20 protein-coding genes are annotated in these 18631 nt (G+C 41.0%); 12 read left to right on the forward strand and 8 right to left on the reverse strand.

Going from position 1 to position 18631, the window contains the following annotated elements; translation table 11 throughout:
* Positions 1-24 precede the first annotated feature (24 nt).
* A complete protein-coding gene (locus M3152_RS14435; RefSeq protein ID WP_251696099.1) occupies positions 25-909 on the forward strand; it encodes an NERD domain-containing protein in 885 nt (294 codons plus the stop codon).
* 144 nt (positions 910-1053) lie between these two features.
* Entirely contained in the window at positions 1054-1482 is a 429-nt protein-coding gene (locus M3152_RS14440) for a DnaA N-terminal domain-containing protein (protein WP_251696100.1), read from the forward strand.
* 799 nt (positions 1483-2281) lie between these two features.
* On the opposite strand, the gene M3152_RS14445 is transcribed toward M3152_RS14440, so the two are convergent.
* Positions 2282-2605 (reverse strand): hypothetical protein, encoded by a 324-nt coding sequence (locus M3152_RS14445; RefSeq protein WP_251696102.1) that lies wholly within the window; start codon positions 2603-2605, stop codon positions 2282-2284.
* A 296-nt stretch (positions 2606-2901) separates the two neighbouring features.
* Between M3152_RS14445 and M3152_RS14450 the strand changes: the two genes are divergently transcribed.
* Entirely contained in the window at positions 2902-3345 is a 444-nt protein-coding gene (locus tag M3152_RS14450; protein WP_251696104.1) for a hypothetical protein, read from the forward strand.
* Positions 3346-3532: 187 nt separating this feature from the next.
* On the opposite strand, the gene M3152_RS14455 is transcribed toward M3152_RS14450, so the two are convergent.
* A complete protein-coding gene (locus M3152_RS14455) occupies positions 3533-3988 on the reverse strand; it encodes a hypothetical protein (protein ID WP_251696106.1) in 456 nt (151 codons plus the stop codon).
* 137 nt (positions 3989-4125) lie between these two features.
* Positions 4126-4674, reverse strand: coding sequence for a lysozyme inhibitor LprI family protein (locus tag M3152_RS14460; protein ID WP_251696108.1), 549 nt, complete (start codon positions 4672-4674; stop codon positions 4126-4128).
* 270 nt (positions 4675-4944) lie between these two features.
* Here M3152_RS14460 and M3152_RS14465 point away from each other — a divergent pair, with 270 nt between their 5' ends.
* Positions 4945-5982: a putative zinc-binding metallopeptidase gene (locus tag M3152_RS14465; RefSeq protein ID WP_251696110.1), complete on the forward strand. Its 1038-nt coding sequence runs from the start codon at positions 4945-4947 to the stop codon at positions 5980-5982.
* Positions 5983-6051: 69 nt separating this feature from the next.
* Positions 6052-6501 carry a hypothetical protein gene (locus M3152_RS14470; protein WP_251696112.1) on the forward strand — a complete coding sequence of 150 codons (450 nt, stop codon included), beginning with the start codon at positions 6052-6054 and terminating at the stop codon, positions 6499-6501.
* A 161-nt stretch (positions 6502-6662) separates the two neighbouring features.
* Here the strand turns inward: M3152_RS14470 and M3152_RS14475 are convergent, their stop codons facing one another.
* From M3152_RS14475 to M3152_RS14495, 5 genes are all read right to left on the reverse strand, one after another.
* The gene (locus M3152_RS14475; RefSeq protein WP_251696114.1) at positions 6663-7436 is read right to left on the reverse strand and encodes an SH3 domain-containing protein; all 774 of its coding nucleotides are present in this window, start codon (positions 7434-7436) and stop codon (positions 6663-6665) included.
* A gap of 357 nt (positions 7437-7793) precedes the next feature.
* A complete protein-coding gene (locus tag M3152_RS14480) occupies positions 7794-8291 on the reverse strand; it encodes a DUF1456 family protein (protein WP_251696116.1) in 498 nt (165 codons plus the stop codon).
* Positions 8292-8479: 188 nt separating this feature from the next.
* Positions 8480-9169, reverse strand: a complete 690-nt coding sequence (locus M3152_RS14485) for an Ltp family lipoprotein (RefSeq protein ID WP_251696117.1) — start codon at positions 9167-9169, stop codon at positions 8480-8482.
* Between the two features lie 360 nt (positions 9170-9529).
* Complete coding sequence (locus M3152_RS14490; RefSeq protein ID WP_251696118.1) at positions 9530-10576, reverse strand: threonine aldolase family protein; 1047 nt, start codon at positions 10574-10576, stop codon at positions 9530-9532.
* On the reverse strand, positions 10573-11775 hold the full coding sequence (locus M3152_RS14495) for a cation:dicarboxylate symporter family transporter (protein WP_251696119.1): 1203 nt from the start codon (positions 11773-11775) through the stop codon (positions 10573-10575). Before M3152_RS14495 ends, M3152_RS14490 begins: the two co-directional genes overlap by 4 nt.
* A 338-nt stretch (positions 11776-12113) precedes the next feature.
* Between M3152_RS14495 and M3152_RS14500 the strand changes: the two genes are divergently transcribed.
* The 7 genes from M3152_RS14500 (at position 12114) to M3152_RS14530 (ending at position 18343) form a co-directional block, all read left to right on the forward strand.
* Positions 12114-12452, forward strand: a complete 339-nt coding sequence (locus M3152_RS14500; RefSeq protein ID WP_251696121.1) for a hypothetical protein — start codon at positions 12114-12116, stop codon at positions 12450-12452.
* Between the two features lie 35 nt (positions 12453-12487).
* On the forward strand, positions 12488-13108 hold the full coding sequence (locus M3152_RS14505) for an NUDIX hydrolase (protein WP_251696123.1): 621 nt from the start codon (positions 12488-12490) through the stop codon (positions 13106-13108).
* 120 nt (positions 13109-13228) lie between these two features.
* Positions 13229-14140, forward strand: a complete 912-nt coding sequence (locus tag M3152_RS14510) for a tetratricopeptide repeat protein (protein WP_251696124.1) — start codon at positions 13229-13231, stop codon at positions 14138-14140.
* Between the two features lie 334 nt (positions 14141-14474).
* On the forward strand, positions 14475-15089 hold the full coding sequence (locus tag M3152_RS14515) for a sterol desaturase family protein (protein ID WP_251696126.1): 615 nt from the start codon (positions 14475-14477) through the stop codon (positions 15087-15089).
* Positions 15090-15146: 57 nt separating this feature from the next.
* Positions 15147-15863, forward strand: coding sequence for a GntR family transcriptional regulator (locus tag M3152_RS14520; RefSeq protein ID WP_251696128.1), 717 nt, complete (start codon positions 15147-15149; stop codon positions 15861-15863).
* Between the two features lie 62 nt (positions 15864-15925).
* Complete coding sequence (locus M3152_RS14525; RefSeq protein ID WP_251696130.1) at positions 15926-17854, forward strand: bifunctional metallophosphatase/5'-nucleotidase; 1929 nt, start codon at positions 15926-15928, stop codon at positions 17852-17854.
* Positions 17855-18160: 306 nt separating this feature from the next.
* Positions 18161-18343, forward strand: coding sequence for a hypothetical protein (locus tag M3152_RS14530; RefSeq protein ID WP_251696132.1), 183 nt, complete (start codon positions 18161-18163; stop codon positions 18341-18343).
* Positions 18344-18631: the final 288 nt, after the last annotated feature.

Here is an 18631-nt window from a genome sequence, read left to right on the forward strand (position 1 = left end):
ATTAAGAGTAAAGGTGGTGTTGTTATGATTTCGGGTTTCTTTGGAGGGATTCTTTCTGTTTTACTTATGCTGATAACATCAAGTGTCTTTCCGTTACTTGTTTTAGTCATAGTCTTATCGTTAGTAGTGCAGTGGAAAATGCCCATTATCAAAGGAAAGTATGGAGAGTGGGTTGTGAAATCCAAGCTTGAGAAATTAGGGGATGCATACACTGTCTTCCATGATGTGTATATTCCGAATGGCGAGCGGGGATTGACGCAAGTAGATCATATTGTGACGTCAGAGTATGGTGTGTTTGTCATTGAAACGAAACATTATAGCGGTTGGATTTTCGGCGATGAATATAAACCGTACTGGACACAAGTCATCTATAAAAAGAAAACAAAAATGCACAATCCAATCCGACAGAATTACGGCCATGTGCAAGCTCTGCTTACGTACATAGGACAAGCGGAAATGAAGGATGTCCATTCGATCATCGCCTTTTCACCTAGCTCTACTTTTAAATTCAAAAAGGATTTCACGTTAGCACATGTCATTCAGTTTACTGAATTGCTAGCGACAATCAAACAGTACAAAGAGCGACGTATTAATGAGACTACCGTGAGAGAAATTAATGCAAAGCTTGGAGAGCTGTTGGTTGAAGATAAAAGAGAGAAGAAGCGTTTGAAGGCAGACCATTTGCAATCAATCCGAAAGGTGAAAGGTGCCAAACAGACGGCACGGCCACATACCGGCGATTCGAAAAATACATCCACGCAGGTCGCCTCGACTTTACAAACTACCTGTCCCAAGTGTGGTGGGCAACTGAATTTGAAGGCGGGGAGGTATGGGAGATTTTATGGGTGTAGTAATTATCCGGGTTGTAGGTTTACAGAGAATTTGAAATCGAAGCAGCAGAGTGTTTAGAAAAATATCTAGGGACTATTGTGGAATGAAGGAATTCACGGGATAAATTCCTTATAGGATTACCTCTAGAAGTACAATAGGTAGTCTTTTTTTAGTTTTTATGAATGGACTGATTTTTAATGAACGAAACAGGAGGGCCCAAAATTGAAGCAAATCACAAACAAAATCGAGTTATTTGAACACTTTAGGAGCATGGCATTACGAAAAAGGGCTTCTGAAATTGAGATACCCGGAGTAGGGAAGTTTCGGATATTTTATCAAGAACCCGAGGATGTCGACCGAGATGTTGCTGCAGACTTGGACGGAATAACGATAAATGATGACGAGCGATTTAGACTCTGGGACGATGTATTATTGAAGGTGAAGCAAACAATCAGTTTTCCAAGTTACGAGACATGGTTCAAAAATACATCCGCAATCCTGCTCGATGATCGTCATATCGGTGTAGTGTGCAGCAATAGCTTTCAAGTGGATTGGTTGCAATCATACTATAGAGACACTCTACTCACTATACTTAAAGAAGTGACAGGGGAACAAATCGGGATAGAGTTCTTTGTAGAGAACTCTCAATAAGTAGTTACTCATGGGTGGTCGTATTTCAGTATCTGAAGCGCTAATGCTCATGGTAACATTCGGAGCATTAATCGTACGATATTGTCGTTCCACAATAAAAAATAATCCATCCTTGAGTGGGTAGCTCATAATGGATGGATTATTTTCATACCCGAGCTGATCCCCATGAAGGGAACCTGCTATTACTAATTCCAGAGCGCCTAATGTTGGTAGCATTACGTGGTCCTTTTTAGATTGGTTATTGAAACCAATTATCTTCATTATAGGGGAGTTTATTGGTCAACAACCAATTGACGCTCTAAAACAACTGACTCAGGAGGAAACGCCTGCCTAACCACCAAATAAAAGCTTAGCAATCATTTCGAGTACCAGGTTCTCTTTGAATTTTAAATTGTTTAGACCTAACACCGTTCATTGGATTGTCATAATGTTTGTCGTACAGGTACCGACCACTAAAACTGGAGGTTAATTATGAAAATAAAAATACACGCTGATAAGGTGATTTTCGATGGCATTGAAATTTGCGGTCACATCGATCAAGAACAATCTTGTTCTACATGTAAGAATAACTTGATTTACTATGATGACTTTGATGCGTTTTTTTGTGCGGCATGCAATTGTTGGAGTGAGTCAACATGTAGTGAGCCTAGCTGCAGGTATTGCCCTAATCGACCAGAAACGCCGCTTCCTAATCAAAGTTAGGCTACGCATAATATTTCTGATACCAGGTTCACATCGAGTTTCGAATTGTTTCAGAACCTGGTATCGTTTCAAAGCACCTGTTAGCAAAAAAAGTGCATTATAGTCGTTGCTTTTCTTCTTTTGTACTTTTAGATTTGATTAGCGAATAAATATCTTTGACATGAAGTACAAGCAACCCTATCATAAGCAACCAAACAAAATGTACTTTGTAACCAAAATCGTCCATCATATATTCACGATATTTAAACGGAAAGTAGCAAATAAAAATAAATAATAGCAGGTCCCAGACTACGGTCACTATTTCTTTTAGTTCTTTTTTGTCATTCAGTAATCCAGTTAAGATTAGCCTCACGATTAGAAAGGCTGCGAGTGCACTTGGATAATTTGACATATCTACATGAAAACCACGAAAAGCATCCATTGATAACCTCCTTTTTTTGATGTCCGGATTTTTTTGAAATCATTTAATAAAGTGCCGACTAGGCAGCTCTGATCCTTGAGTAAAGCACCCTATAGCGTAAGTGCATTTCTTCACAATAAAATCGTACTATGACTTAAATTAAGTTCAATCACTGCAATCCGTATCATATCCATTCCATTTTCACCACTTCTTTTATGTCACCGCTGTTGCTAGTTTTTATACTTCAATTGTTAGCACAAACGGGCTCGGCCGATAAACATAAGATAGAGTAACGACATAGTAAAGGAGGTGAAATTATGGGACTAGCTTGTTCATGCGGTGTGCGTACGAATCCTATTGCCGTCGATCCTGATATCCTCATGGCATTTCCTGATGGTATGACTAGGCGCGGAGCACTGACTCTTACAGCAAATATCTGTGCAGATAGACCAGAACTATCTACGTTTACCGCATCATTTGTCGACCCTACTGTTGGTGATAATAGATCTTTTGCATTTACTTCAACAACTTTTACAACAATCAGTTGTGAAATTATTCAAGGAGAATGCACTGTTTCCATCACGGGCATGGGACTAGTAACTGGCGAGCTCACTCCAAGACTATTTTTTGTTCAATTTATTGACAGCCCATCTCCTTTAAGTGATACTCTTAGTGCCTTCTCTGTTGGCGATTTCGCTGTCATAATAGAAGTTGGTGAACTACAACCTGCCCTGACCTTCTTCGGTTGTCCTACAACTTAATAGCAATAGAGAGGATTACCACTCGTGGGTTTTCCTCTTTTTTTCGCACTTTTTCAATAACCCTTAAACCACCACTTCCTTTACGTCACATTTTGGTTCAAAAGCGAAATAAAGAGGAATGCAATGGGCCCCCTCTCCTTCACTAAAATGCTCCGTTAATTCAATAAGCAACGAGTACCCGAGCTGCTCAGAAGGGTTCAACAAACTCTTTTTCCACCTTCTTCAAAAACTCTTCATACACTTTATAATGCTCTAGTAGACGCTTATGTGCCTGTTCACGCTCTTGGGATGTTGTTGCCTCTTCATAAGCAATAACAATTTGAACATATTGTTTCTTTGTATCCAAATACTCGTTAAGATACTGTTCTTCAATTTGTCGCTCTGCTCGTACAATACCACCCGTAGAATTGTAGACATCAGCAAACGCATTAAATAATGTTTCAATTAATTGAGCTCTTTGAGCATCATCATACTTCTCTGCTGTTTCTTGGTATTCCAAAATTCGTTCTATCGGCTTTTGTATGATAGCCAACTCCCCATAAATGGACGCCCGATAATCTATTATCACTTGATGTTGATGATAAAAAACTGTACTGGTTGCAATCAGTAGTATGAGTAGTGCGCCGATGTAAATCTTTTTCACTAATCTATGCCTCCCCAATGTCAAGATGTATTTAGCTGCTCTTGTTTATAAGTCATTTCGAGTACCAGGTTCCCACAGAATTTCGAATTGCTTTAGAACCTGGTACCCTTCACTATCGCACAAGTATAGACAAAAAATTATTCCATAAAGTTCTCAACCAGTTCATAGCATCTCTCTTCCGTAAGATTTGCTAGCACAACCACATATTCCAAGTGTTCCTGTGTACCGCCTTGGTATTTGAGCGATGCTTCCTTCGCGGTATCATCTCTATATGTTATCCAGTTCCGTTGTTCGTCCCTTAACTGATTCATTTCCTCTTTAGAAAGCTGCTCCTTTAGCACTCCATACACTTCATTCAATAATTCATCCCACAGATCATAGCGTTCTCCTTCGACTTTTTTCAATGCGAGAGTTGATGAGTCATTGGAATAAGTTTTTCGTATTTTGTCCACTTCTTTGCTTCGAGTAGCAAGTTTTTGTTGATATACTTCCTTCATACTCTTTGGGGTAGTTGCAATGTCTTTTTCAGTTTCCGTGAGCGATTCATTGTCGTTGCTGTTTGAAATGTTTTGTGATGGGTCTGTAGTAGAAGTATGGGCATTCTGTGACTCTTCGGACGTGTTTCCACAAGCCGCCAATATGGCTACTAGTAGGAGTCCTACTAATGACTTCTGATAGCTTTTCATTCTATACCAACTTTCATCTTATCCGGATTTCCGGGTACTAAATATTGATAGTCAGGCAAAAAAGACTATTGTAATTATACACTTCAATTGTTTGGAGTGCTTTGATTACGAGGTCCGCAATTATCAACAAGCTGCCTGTTAATCAAACAAACTGGCTTTATAATCTTTCGAAACTTTCCGACAGACTTGCCCGTATACCATACTACGCGGGCTCTGTCGGTTTTTTAATGCTATCAAATCGCTTTTCATACAAAGAATCGGGGGATGGATATGGGAGTATCGAAAGGGATGATCATGGGGGTATTCGCTGCAATAATGGTTTCACTTGCGGGATGTGAGGAGGAAGAGAAGGCGATTGCTGACTTGGTGGAGACGGAAATTGTTGAAGAGGTCCATCAAGTAGATGAACCAGTAGTCGATGAATACTGGTCGCAGCCGATTGATTCGGAGATATGTCAGACAGTAGGTGAATGCCGCGATGTAGGGGATGCAAACGGAAGCGATTATTTTACTAGTTTTTCAGGAGATCTCAAACAGACAAACAATATGTCATATCTGAATGTGCAAGCGGTAGGAGATGAATCTGTTCTTGCATTTTCTGCTAATGATAAGGACGATGAAAAATCCATCATCGCTTGCTATGAATTAATAGAAGATGAATTTGTTTTGACGAAAGGCGAAGAAACGACGATCTTCAATGGGATCGCTGATATTGTGCTTGCGTTATACGATCGGGATAAAATGAATTTGCAAATCCTTGAATTTCAAGAGAACGTTTACCCGAATGTTAATACTTATGAGGGGAAATTGGTGTTGCCTTCTAATTTGGTACAGCATTGGCTTCAGTCGTCCACGGTGGCTATACTGGTTCATGAGTATGGCCATATGCTGACATGGAATAAGGCGGATCTGGTAAATTCGTATACCTGTCCAGCAGATCAGTTTCATTTGAAATTGTACTGGGAATGTTATAACGCTGACAGTTATATGAATCTCTATTATCAAGCTTTTTTGAAGGAATATGAGGAGCAGTGGTTAGATGCAGGCAATAAAACTGTGGAAGAAAGAATGGCTTTTTATGAAAGTAACAAGGATTCATTTGTGAGCACATATGCTACGGTGAATCCATATGAAGATATCGCAGAGTCTTTTGCCCACTTCATGTTAACACCGTACAATGAAAGCCCTCAAACGGTGCCAGAGACAAAGGTGAATTTCTTCTATCAGTTTCCCGAACTGGTCGAGTATCGGGCATTTGTGCTTAAAGAGCTGAAAGATCGAAAAGACGAGATGTGGTCTTTTTATTAAGGATAAAAACCTCGTATATCTAAAGCAAAGAGTCGGTAATATCTATAAAATGGGAAAGTTGGCCAGTACATGATAAAAAAACTAAAACTAATCACTTGGGAACCTACCGTTGAATTTACTAAAGAATTTATTGAAGTAGTTAAATTTGATATGAGTTTCAATGACAAGGGGCTAACTATAATCCTAGTTGATAAAAAGGGAACTAGAGTAGACATCACTTATGATAAGGGGACAAAATACTTAGGGGATTATGTAGTATCGTATCGTTATACCAGTGAAATCCCCATGTCCATACTTGCCTTACTAGCAGAGAAAGCGAGGGATGATAGTGGTCTAAATAATTTCGACTCTTGTTTTTATAAAGCACTACACTCTGATTATCTAGACCAGTTCAAGCCACATTTTCCCGGCAGCTTAGCAGATGGTTTGGAACATCATATATTTCCAGTTGGCACAGGAATAGTCGAGGTAATTAGCGACTATGATCCAAGCTTTACTTTAACTAAGGCCGCTTACTAATTTGCAAACCAATGTAACCATAAAAAATAATCCATCCTTGAGTTGCAGCTCATAATGGATGGATTATCTTATCCAACTAGCTGATTCCCCTTGAAGGGAACCTATTGCTATTATTAATTACAAATTGCCTAACCGCAAATAAAACCTTCACAAATGGCCATCTAATTCCCTTCCTTCACAGAAACCAACTCCGTAAAAATCTTGCCATTTCCATCTGTAGTTTTTAGGATTCCAATCCCTTTTGCAAAGTAAACTCTCGAACCACTCGGATAACGAAGAACGACGACGTTCTTAAATGTGCCGGCTTTCAGGGTGACTGTTTTCGTTATGCTTTCAACCAGAACCTTTTGCTCCTCGAACATCAAAGATGAATCTATTATGGTAGCCCCTTGTTTCAATGGATAGGGGACGTTGATGAAGATGTGGTCGGAACTCGATACACCCATAAGCAGTCTTCTCCCGTCTTCGATGTAGGTAAAGTTCGATAAATCCGGGTAAAGGGAACTCTTTTTATTGTATAAGTACGTGTATTCATCTTCTTTTTCTACAGTAAACGTCTCTTTCTCCTCTTTTAAGAACGATGGTGCATACGTAAGGATCAACCCTGCTTTAGGCGCGAGGCCGCCGGTAACCGTTGTTGATGCGCTTTTCGGGTTTTTCTTGGATAAAGCGGACGTATACACATATCCTTTGCATTTGCCGGCTTGTACATAGGACCATCCCTTTGCTGAAGAGATTACAGTAACTTTCGAGTGGTTCTTAATGGTGCCAAGCTTTTTCGCGTTTTGTTTTGGTTCTGCACGCAGGACAATATCATTTTTCGCATGGACATACATTTCGGTTGTTGCTTTAGCGGTTGTATGCGTAGGAAGCGCATAAGAACAACCAAGGATTAAGACCATCATTGCGAAGAATATTTTTCTAATTTCAACCACTCCTCACTATAGTTACTACTAAACGAGGTTATGAAGCATGTTTTGAAAATAGAACATATTGCCGAGATGTATGGCATGAAGCTCACCGTTCAGGAAGTATACGGACTAGTTACTAGTTCTGTACCCCATATTACTGAAATGCATTCGGATCTAGTATCGAATGATGACTTTCAATTGCTTCACAACAAAAAACCCATCCTTGAGTGTCTAGCTCACATAGGATGGATTATTTCGACTTGGGCCGATTCCCCTTGTAGGGAACCTGCTAGTACAGACCGCCAACTGTTGGTAGCATTGGACGGTCCGATTTATTTTATTCGTTATAGATAACTAAATACTGTGTTTTACACCTTAACATTAGGCCCTATATTTCATAGCTAAGCCCTTTAAGAAGTTCCTAGCATATCGATCCAGGCACGGTTTATAATTCTTGTGCCCTTCTTTTCTCAATACGGCGCTTAATTCGCTTTTAGAGATACTGACTCCTGCGTCTTCTAAAATCTCAAGCATATCCTCACTTGTTAACGCGAGTGCTATTTTCACTTTCTTCAGCAGGAGATTATTAACACTTTCATTCGTCACGGCAGATACTGCTGGACCTTGAGGCTGTCCTGGTTTTGGTTCTTGTTTTCCTCTTTTATAGATAATCAGACCATTTAAAAATGAATCCAACATTTGATTCGTACACTTCATTTGTTCTTCATTTTCCGTTTCATCATCATTTGATTTTGTAAGCAACTGGAGCACATCTTCTTTTGTCACTTCAACGCCGCCCAGTTTGAAAATGTCTACCATCTCAGTATTGTTGAAATCCAAAGCATAGCGTAATCGGATTAATATATCATTATTATTCATTTGGAGACCTCCTGTATATAGATAGTGCCGTAAGTACAAAATGACTCAATCCTTATTATTGCCATTTTGTTTGTTACTAGTATGTATTTAATCGATTTACCCCTAATAATAGCACAAAAAAAGTGCAAAAGATTCCTGTGCATAAAAACGCCCTCGCCAAAGAATTGGACGAGGGCATGATTTGTGTTTTATTTATCTAAGTTTGTAATAGCGTAATCGGCTTCTGCTTGTGTGAATTTCTCACCGTAATCAGAAGTCAGTTGGTCTCTTATTGCTTCAGGTGACATACTCATTGATTCCTGATAGCTTTTTGCTTTTTCTAGGGCGTTCTTTTTAAAATCCGCTTTCATATTGTCAACAGCGTACTGTGCTTCATCGGCAGTAAATTGTTCACCATGTTCAGAAGTAAGTTGATCATAGACTCCTTTTTTGGACATATGCATGGATTCGGAATAGGATTCGGCCTTTTTCAAAGCGTTTGCTTTCCAGTCAAATTCAAGATTAGCCATTGCATACTCGGCAGCTTCCACGGAGAACTTTTCACCATATTCGGATGTTAGTTGATCAAAAATAGCGTTTTTGGACATGTTCATTGTTTTTGCATACGATTCAGCTTTACTCAAAGCAGATTTATGTTCTCTAGGTACGTTATCCTCTACCTTTGTATCTTCTTTTTTCGGCTCCTCTTTTTGGGGCTCCGCCTTTTTCTCCTCAGGCTTATCCTTTGCCGATTCAGTAACAGCCGGCTTGTTTTCTTCTTTGGTTGCGTCCGCTTTGTCATCATCGTTGCTGTTGACAGCAAACACAATAATAATGGCAATTAGCCAGACCCACCATTTTTTATAGAATGGTTTTTTCGGTTTTTGTTGTTTCTCCATTTTTCGTATCTCCTTTTATGTATCTTCAGGTAAATTATATCATATATCTAACTGGTAATATAGTTCCAGTTTCTTCATGTGGTATGGTACTATTATTATAATAGTTGAAAAGTAGATACACTGATTTGGTTGCAACTGAAATGGGGGATATCCTAGCGCTAATGCTTATATTTACATTCGGGGCATTAAGGAGAGCAGTCGAAGAACGCGACATCTGTCGCAACGGACTGCATGACCCGCGTCCTGTGGGCCTCGATATTGTCATTCCACAATAAAAAATAATCCATCCTTGAGTGGTAGCTCATTACGGATGGATTATTTTATCTCTAGGACTGATCCCCTTGTAGGGAACCTGCTTCTTCATCCCTTGTTTTCTAGAAGTTCCTTAAATGAACTAACAACATAATTTACCTCATCATCCGTAATTAAATAATGAACAATCATTCTGATTTTTTTTCGCCCTATCTGTTTTACTTTTATCCTTTTTTCTTTAAGAAAGCTAATTAGTTGCTCTGCATCCATTTCACAATGACGTATATCTACTGAGATGATATTCGTTTGTACATCTTTCATATTAATAAAGAGACCTTCTATAGTAGATAGTTTCTCAGCCAATCGTTTCGCTCTATCATTATCCTCTTTCAATCGATCAATCATATTTTCCAGTGCATAAATCCCAGGTGCTGCAATTATACCGGCCTGTCTCATTCCACCGCCTAGTCTTTGGCGGTTTATTTTTGCCTTATCGATAAATTCTTTTGTCCCAACTAGGACAGATCCCAGTGGACAACCCAATCCTTTTGTTAGGCAAAATTGAGCTGCATCTACATACTTACAAAACTCCGAGGGTTCTATACCTAGTTCAACTGAAGCATTGAAGATCCTTGCTCCGTCCAGGTACACGGGTAGGTTATATAGCTTTGCTATATCTTGTATTTTTTTCATGTTTTCAAGAGAAACAATTTGTCCAAGGTTTAAATTATACGTATTCTCCAGGGAGATTAAAGCTGTTTTTGCTCTCTGAATATCGCCTGTGGAAATTGCCGACTCCACTAATTCCAGATCGAAATATCCATCCTGTACTTGAATAGGCCTTGCCTGCACTTGTGCTACTGCCGACATTGCAGCCCCTTCTAAGTTATAAATATGAGATTCGTTTCCAAGTATTATTTCCTGTCCTCGTGTTGAAAATCCCATAATTGCAATTTGATTTGCCATGGTGCCAGATAGGACAAGCATTGCGTCTTCCATCCCAAGTAGAGTAGCGGCTTTTCGTTCGAGCTCATTTACAGTAATATCTTCACCCATAATATCGTCGCCGAGAGTTGCGTTTGCGATTGCTTCTATCATTTGGGGTTTCGGCAGGGTGACTGTATCACTTCGAAGATCAATTTCTTCGATTATCATACAAGTTCGTCCTCTATATTAGACGAATCCGCAGTTACTTGAACATCTTCTTTCTTTCCGAAAAAACGATTGACAATCATCAATATCGATCCGTCACCTGCAATATTTGTAGCAGTTCCAAAGCTATCTTGAATCATGAATAGCGCTAGCATAAGACCAATTGCTTCATCTCCGAATCCGAGGGTTGACTGTAATATTCCGATTGCGGCTAAAGCGGATCCACCAGGGACGCCTACAGCTCCTACCTCAATTACGCCAAGAATAAGAATGAAAGAGATGATTACGCTGACTGGTGGAAGGACCCCGTCTGTAATGAGTGAAACTGTGATTGCACTTATTGTTAACGTCATTGCAGCGCCTGAAAGATGAACGTTCGCTGTAAGCGGCATGACAAAATCCGCAATTTTCTTATTAATAAATGGAATCGTTCTAGCTTGTTTAAGAGAAACTGGCATTGTGACTGCGCTAGACATTGTCCCGAATGCTGTGAAATAAGCGGGTAGCATAGCTTTGAAAACAATAAATGGATTCTGCTTAGAAATTACCCCTGCTATTGCATATTCAATGATTAGCCAAATAAACTGCATTATAACAATTAAAATGAGCATTTTACCGAAAATCGATATGGTTCCAAACAATGCTCCCTTTGCCGCTATCCCTGCAAATATGCAAGCGATGAAAATCGGGATAACAGGAATAATAAATTTTTGAATTACACGCTCAATTACGTTTCTAAATTCGATGACAGCACCAGAAAGGATGGTTGCTTTACCCCAGTTTGAAGCCATTCCGATAATTATCGCTAATACCAAAGCGGAAATTATATTCATTAGTGGTGGGATGTCAAGGGTGACAAAAGGTGCGCCGATTGCAATACTATCTACAGCTTGGCTTGCTTGTAAGGCGAAGTTCGGGATAATTAAATATGCGGCTACGGCAGCTAGTGCACAAGCTATTATCGTATCCAAATATGAAATACCTATTGTGAAACTCAATAGTTTACCTGCTTTTGTTTCAAATTCTGCAATACTTGCCGCGACGAAAGCAAAAATGATTAAAGGAATAAAGAATTTGATGAGGTTGCCCAATAACATATTTCCGGTTTCCGTGAGGCGGATCATCCAGTCGGGGCCAAAGATTCCTATCAAAATACCGATACCAAGACCGAGCAACAATTTAGGAATAAGACCAAACTTCATATACTCTCCCCCTATCAAATGTATCTTGCTGCGTACACTAGACTATATGCTTGGACACCATTAGCCATGCCTTCATCCTTAGTTCAGGGGTATCCGGAAGTGGAATAATTCCGTTAATTCAATATGAAGGGTGCAGGCAGTATACGATAGCCAATTCGAATAAAATCGATAATTCAATGCATTGCCTGTTGAGAATATAGAGGGCGCTGAAGAGCTGAAGTGGTGATGAAATGGTTATTAACCGGTAGGATATCGTCGGTCGGGAAGGATTGCGAATGCGGTTGAGGCTTTGAATGTGAAGCAGTAGAATATAGTAGTGTTTAAAAGGAGAGGTTCGAATGTACAATACTGATTTGTTTGAAGAAGAAGAGTATATTCTTTGTAATAATAAAATGGAAAAGCAGACATTTACTTTATTAATGGATGCTTGTGATAGGAACGAAGGGGAAGGAATCCCGTTTCCTCTGATAGGCATTATGGATGTATGCCAAGATAAGGCTCATTGGGGTAAGTTCTTGACTAGACTTTCAGATTTTAAGAGGGAATATCTGTCCCATAATAGTTATTATGGAGATCTGTTTAAGGTTTTAGCTTTTACAATTTTCGGATATGGAAATTGGTCAAACAATGATCGACTCAGAAAAGGTTTGAAACCAATTCGATTTAAACAGTTGTAATGAATGACTGTTTTGGCGGAAAGGGAGATGATGTCATGAATCAGGAAAGATGGAGAGAACAGCTGCGTAACAATCAAGAGTTATTCATTGGTGAGGCGACTGCTCTCCGTTCAGCTGTTTTGATTCCACTTGTCCAGGTGGAAGGGCAATGGCGTGTGTTGTTCGAAGTCCGTTCGGCGACGATGAGGAGCCAGCCTGGCGATATTTGTTTTCCTGGCGGCCGAATTGATCCTACCGACGAATCGCCTCTTTTTGCGGCGTTACGGGAAACGCATGAAGAGCTTGGGGTGAGCCCCGATACTGTAGAAGTGCTGGGTTCACTAAGTCCGTATGTTGCTTCTTCGTCATTTGTTGTCTACCCATTTGCGGGAATCGTGGATTATAAGGAAATCATTCGGTCTTATAATAAAAATGAGGTTGAAGAAGTGTTCACCGTGCCGCTTGATTATCTGCTTAGTCATGAGCCGTATATGCATCCGGTTATGGTGAATCTCTCGCCCGATGCGAATTTTCCTTACGATAAGATCCGGAATGGTGAGAACTACCAATGGAGAGGGCGTACGATGGAAGAATGGTTTTTCGAGTACGGACCTTATACAATTTGGGGACTGACCGCGAGGATTTTGAAGCATTTCATTGAGATTATCCGAAGATAGTTCTGTGTAAATGGTTGTTGAAGGACAACCAGAATAATTATGCTGCATCCTTCAAAGGGTGCTTTTCATATTACATAAGCTTCATTAGCAATCATTGATTTTGGAGAGGAGGGTAAAGATGTGGCCATCAATGAAAAAGCGCTTCAGTTCTTTGAAGACAATAACTATACAGAGGCACTCGAGCTGCTGGAACAAGCGGTTATAGAAGAGCGCACTGTTCAGTCGCTGAATAATCTTGCGTGGATGTATCTATATGAAGAAGAGGATGCACACCGTGCAAAATTGTTTCTTGAAGAAGTAGTGACACTGCATCCGCAGTCATATTTTCCATATAATATGCTCGGTGAAATTGCGCTACAGGAAAAAGACTGGGAAGGCGCAAGGGAAATTCTAAATAAATCAATCGCCATCCAGCCGACGCCTGAAGCGATTCATAATTTGGCGGTTGCGGACTATCATACCGGCCGTTTCCGACAAGCGGCAGAAGGGTTTCATTCCATCGCTAAAGACTCGGATTGCATCAGCTGGTATGAAGTGATTGCGCGCATCCAAAATGAAGAGACGGCGGACGCCAAATTGATATTGGACAGATGGAACAGCGAGTCAGATCATTATCTAGGTGCTCTCGAAGCAGCGGATGCCTATGTGGAACTAGGCTGTTTCCAAGAAGCGCGGGAGATGTATGAAAAAGAGTGGGCGGACTATTTTATTTCGCCTTATGTAATTAGCCGGTATGCGTATGTTTTATTTCATCTGCAAGAATTGCAGGTTTGTCGACAAGTGATCGATCAGGGAATTGCAGGCAAGTTGAATGAAATAGAGGAAGAAAGACAGGAACTTTGTGATGAAAGTTGGTCTGAAACCGATAAAGCAGAAAGGATAGAGGAGCTGCAAGAAGAATTGAGCGGATTGGAGCAATTGTTTTCGAAATTGGAATCGGGATTCCGGCCGGCTTTTGAATTTGAGTTGCATCATGAAGGCGGTTGCTATCTATTCGGATGCAAGCTGCACGGACACCCGGAATATGTTTAGGAATAGATCGTAGCCATACTGATCGTTCCACGATAATAAATAATCCATCCTTGAGTGGCCGCTCATACTGGATGGATTATGTTTTCCAACTAGCTGATCCCGCTTGAAGGGAACCTATCGCTATTATTTATTACAGACCGCCTAATGTGGGTGGTCTTTTTAGTTTATTCATTTGCCCACTCGCCAAAATATAAATTGAAAAGAAACAATTGTAAAACTATTACAGACGTTATATAGTTAGGTAACACCAAAAAATAAATTGGTCTTACCAAGTGGACGCTTTCCAAGTTAGGAAATTGGGAGGAAGTTCAACTGACAGACAGGGGGATTATCAATGAATGCCAAGTACGTGAAAGAGTTTGTTGCGTATCCGGACGTTACGATCATGCTTGTTCTGCTTGCTCCGCTCATGGGCTATACGTTTTTCCATCTTCTTTCCTATGGTACGTGGATTGCGTTCGGCATCGGGATGGCTACGTATGGAATTAGTGAGTATGTCATCCATCGTTTTTTATTTCACATGAAAACGCCGGAAAATCCTTTTTTATTGAAAGTGATTAAGCGCTTACATTTCGATCACCATGCCTACCCGGATGATCTAAAATTGCTTTTCCTACCGATTTGGTTCAGTTTGCCCGGCTTCGCAATCTTTTCGACCATTTGCTACTTCATCACAAACAATTTCACATTGACGATTGCTTATCTTGCAGGAATTGTCCTCTATTTTATGATTTATGAATGGAAGCATTATGTTGCGCACCGGCCGATTCAGCCGCGCACAGCATTCGGAAAAAAGATTAAGAAAGTGCATCTATGGCATCATTTCAAAAATGAGAACTACTGGTTTGGTGTGACGCATACCTCTATCGATAAAACATTTGGAACGTATAAAGATCAAAAATTGGTTGAGAAAAGTGAGACGGCCAAGAATTTAGAGAAGCGCGCTTGAATGAAAGGGAATCGTGCCCGGCACGACACGGGTTGCGCAGTCAAAGGAGATTTTGCGATGAGTCGTACAGCAACTGTTGAAAAAGAACTGATTAAAGCAATTCTTCAAGGAGACTATCCGGCAGGAAGTCAGTTGGAGACGGAAAGAGAATTAGCTGTGATGTATCAAATAGGGCGTCCAGCCATACGGGAAGTATTGCAGCGCCTTGGCCACGGTGGATGGCTGTCGCTTAAAAAAGGGCAGCGTGCGGTGGTGAATGATTATTGGTATGAAGGCAACAGTACGACAATCGTCGATATTATCGAGTACTTCGATGAGGTGCCGGATGCGTTTGTTCTCTACTTTTTGGAGATGCGAGTTGCACTGACACCCCATTATGTAAAAAACGCATTGAAGCTCCATCAACCTAAATTCATCGGATTGCTGTCGGAAATCGATGAACTTCCGGATACAGCGCAAGCTTTCGCTTCTTATGATTGGAAGATCCAAAAAGGGCTGGCAAGATTATCGGGGAATCCCCTGTTCTCGCTTGTTCTCAATAGTTTTGATTCGGCCTATGAGAAAATAGCAATCAAGTATTTTGAAAGCGCTTTTCGGCGCCGGGCATCGTTAAGCTATTATAAGGAATTGATGGACGCCGCTTTAAGAGGGGACTACGGGCAAGCAGAAGAGCTTGCACGCGCCGAAATGGAAAAGAGCCATGCGCTGTGGAGAGATGAATTATCACCTCACGAAAAAATCGGCGTGAGGTTCAGCTTCGCAGACATGCAGTAAGAGAGCCATACTGCAGAGATAGATGGAAGAGGGGGATTCCGATTCGTAAAGTAGGGAGCAGTTTGGTTTCGTTCATTTTTATTACATCAATCGTCTTTTTTATGCCTATTCCTAAAGGAAGCGCAGATACACCCCGAGATTCCATCACAATCCTTTTCACGCATGACATGCACGACAATCTTCTTCCTTATGAAGTTGAGAGGGAACAAGGGAAAATGACCGTCGGCGGTTTTGCCCGATTATCCAGCGCCATTCGGGAACAGAGGAGTAAAGATCCGGATGCGATTGTAGTGGATGCCGGTGATTTCTCGATGGGAACACTGTTTCAAACCATCTTCACGTCGCACGGACCGAGCCTGACCCTGCTTGGCCAGATGGGATATGACGCGACCACATTTGGGAATCATGAATTTGACTTCCGGGCAGACGGTCTTGCAGAAAGCTTGCTTGCTGCGAAAGACAGCGGCGTGCGGCTTCCCAGCATTGTTATGTCCAATATGGAATTCCCGAAAGATAAAGATGGAAAGATAGCTGCCGACGTACAAGCGTTAAAAGAAGCAATGGATGCATATGGCGTAAAGGATTATATCGTCCTCGAACGTAAGGGGGTCAAGATCGGCATCTTCGGACTGATGGGAGAAGAAGCCGCCGGCAATGCACCGATGTCTGGTGTGACTTTTCGTGACGCAGTAGAGAGCGCCAAGTCAACGGTCGCTGCATTGAAGGAAAAAGAGGGTGTCGACCTTGTAATTGCACTTTCCCATTCGGGGACAGCGACTGACCCGTCCAAATCGGAAGATGAACGACTGGCCAAGAGCGTGGCGGGTATTGATGTCATTATTAGTGGACATAGCCATACGACACTCATGGAGCAGATACTTGTGGGGGACACAGTTATCGTGTCGGCGGGCGAGTATGGAGAAAATTTAGTTATCCTCAACATTTCTCAGGACAGCAAGCGCAACTGGGCAGTCAATCATTATCAATTGCGGAAGATTGACGACTCACTCCCTGCAGACCCGGTGATTGCCGAAACTATCGAGGGCTATAAACAGACAATCCAGGAAGAGTACCTCAACCGCTTCGGGATGGAATTTGATGAAGTGCTCGCTGTATCATCTTTCGATTTCACCCCATTCACAGACCTCGGTGTTAAACAACGAGAAGAACCGATCGGCAATTTGATCGGTGACGCATTTATTCACACGATCCGGGAATTGGAAGGAAGCGCTTATGAGCCTATCGCTGCATCCGTTGTGCCGTACGGGAATATCAGGGATTCATTCAGCAAGGGGACTATTACGGTTGCTGACGTTTTTAAGGTGTATTCATTAGGCGTCGGATCGGACGGGATTTCCGGCTATCCGCTGCTGGATATCTATTTAACGGGGAAAGAATTGAAAACCGTTGCGGAAGTCGATGCATCGATCACGCCGATTATGAATGAAGTCCAGTTGTATATTGCCGGTTTAAGTTATACCTTCAATACAAACCGCTTCCTATTCAACAAGGTGACAGACATTCATTTGCAGTCTTTTGACGGCAAAAAGGAAGAAATCGACGATGAAAAGCTCTACCGTGTCGTGGGCGGCTTATATTCAGTTCAAATGCTGCCTTATGTCAATGAAAAGTCATTCGGCATTCTGTCGGTTGTCCCGAAGAATGAAGACGGCAGCCCCGTAACGAACTTTGAAGAACGGATCATTTACATGAATGATCAACAGGAAATGAAAGAATGGTATGCGATTGCGAATTACTTCAAATCCTTCGAGAAGATGGACGATGTCGCGCAGGTGCCTGCTTATTATGAACATGCAAAGGACAGGAAAATCGTTGAACACGATGCGAATATTTTAGCGGTTCTTACCAAGCCGAATGGCATTATCTTAACTGCGTACGTCGTTTTGCTCACTTTTGCCGGCCTGTTTGGACTCCTGATAGCTGTCTTACTAAAAAAGAGGAAACGTAAATTGGGGAAGGTATCTGTGTGAAAAATACGTGAAAAAAGAAGAAGCCGGATAGATCTAACGGGTTCGGTTGATGGGGAGAAAACGTTAAAAAGGCATAGCAAATGGGGACACAATTCACACTTGAATTGATGTCCCTATTTTTGTTGTAAATTTATGTGCCTCTGCTAATTGCGCAGCTAATAAGATTGTTGATTGGGGGGTGAGAAAATTTGTTAGAAATAACTCAAGACGTTTAAGGGAGTAAAAGATTTTGTGCTAAAATAGAGCTATAAGAAGACGGCTTATTTAGCAAGCGGACCCAGATAATGGAGTAAGGAGGGGATTACTTTGAGCCCTAAAAAGAAAAAGTTATTTATAGTTCCTTTTATCATTGCTTCACTTCTTGTAATATCTGTTGTTTCAAACTTTAACTCGTTTCAAAATGCGAAAAATGCCTGTGCGGAAAACAATATGACAGCTCAAGTGGAACAAGACTTTTTAGCTATTAATTGGGAAGTTCTTTGTGAATAATACACAATGCGCTTATTGCTTTAACGGGCGCGATTGTTGAACAAATGATAGGACAATAAAAAATGCCCAGGCAAATATGCCTGAGCATTTTTTATTGCTATTATTACTGTCAATTCGGGTGCGAATCGTACGCTGTTTTAGTTGCTTATTAAGGTGTGTTTTTGTGTTTTCTCCCCATCAACTGAACCCGTACTGAAAATTCTTGAGTGTTTATCATGCGACAAGATTGAAAGGGTTGTACATAAATTTGTCGAATAAAGAGGGCTTTCTTTGTTTATTGGGGAAGGA

Origin of the sequence: Sporosarcina luteola (assembly GCF_023715245.1) — a bacterium.
In the GTDB taxonomy this organism is placed as follows: domain Bacteria; phylum Bacillota; class Bacilli; order Bacillales_A; family Planococcaceae; genus Sporosarcina; species Sporosarcina luteola_C.

Excerpts from the sequence above, each read along its gene's own strand:
- M3152_RS14435 (WP_251696099.1), top strand. The coding sequence starts at position 25 with ATGATTTCGGGTTTCTTTGGAGGGATTCTTTCTGTTTTACTTATGCTG.
- M3152_RS14445 (WP_251696102.1), bottom strand. The coding sequence starts at position 2,605 with ATGGATGCTTTTCGTGGTTTTCATGTAGATATGTCAAATTATCCAAGT.
- M3152_RS14450 (WP_251696104.1), top strand. The coding sequence starts at position 2,902 with ATGGGACTAGCTTGTTCATGCGGTGTGCGTACGAATCCTATTGCCGTC.
- M3152_RS14460 (WP_251696108.1), bottom strand. The coding sequence starts at position 4,674 with ATGAAAAGCTATCAGAAGTCATTAGTAGGACTCCTACTAGTAGCCATA.
- M3152_RS14465 (WP_251696110.1), top strand. The coding sequence starts at position 4,945 with ATGGGAGTATCGAAAGGGATGATCATGGGGGTATTCGCTGCAATAATG.
- M3152_RS14470 (WP_251696112.1), top strand. The coding sequence starts at position 6,052 with ATGATAAAAAAACTAAAACTAATCACTTGGGAACCTACCGTTGAATTT.
- M3152_RS14480 (WP_251696116.1), bottom strand. The coding sequence starts at position 8,291 with ATGAATAATAATGATATATTAATCCGATTACGCTATGCTTTGGATTTC.
- M3152_RS14485 (WP_251696117.1), bottom strand. The coding sequence starts at position 9,169 with ATGGAGAAACAACAAAAACCGAAAAAACCATTCTATAAAAAATGGTGG.
- M3152_RS14490 (WP_251696118.1), bottom strand. The coding sequence starts at position 10,576 with ATGATAATCGAAGAAATTGATCTTCGAAGTGATACAGTCACCCTGCCG.
- M3152_RS14495 (WP_251696119.1), bottom strand. The coding sequence starts at position 11,775 with ATGAAGTTTGGTCTTATTCCTAAATTGTTGCTCGGTCTTGGTATCGGT.
- M3152_RS14500 (WP_251696121.1), top strand. The coding sequence starts at position 12,114 with ATGTACAATACTGATTTGTTTGAAGAAGAAGAGTATATTCTTTGTAAT.
- M3152_RS14505 (WP_251696123.1), top strand. The coding sequence starts at position 12,488 with ATGAATCAGGAAAGATGGAGAGAACAGCTGCGTAACAATCAAGAGTTA.
- M3152_RS14515 (WP_251696126.1), top strand. The coding sequence starts at position 14,475 with ATGAATGCCAAGTACGTGAAAGAGTTTGTTGCGTATCCGGACGTTACG.
- M3152_RS14520 (WP_251696128.1), top strand. The coding sequence starts at position 15,147 with ATGAGTCGTACAGCAACTGTTGAAAAAGAACTGATTAAAGCAATTCTT.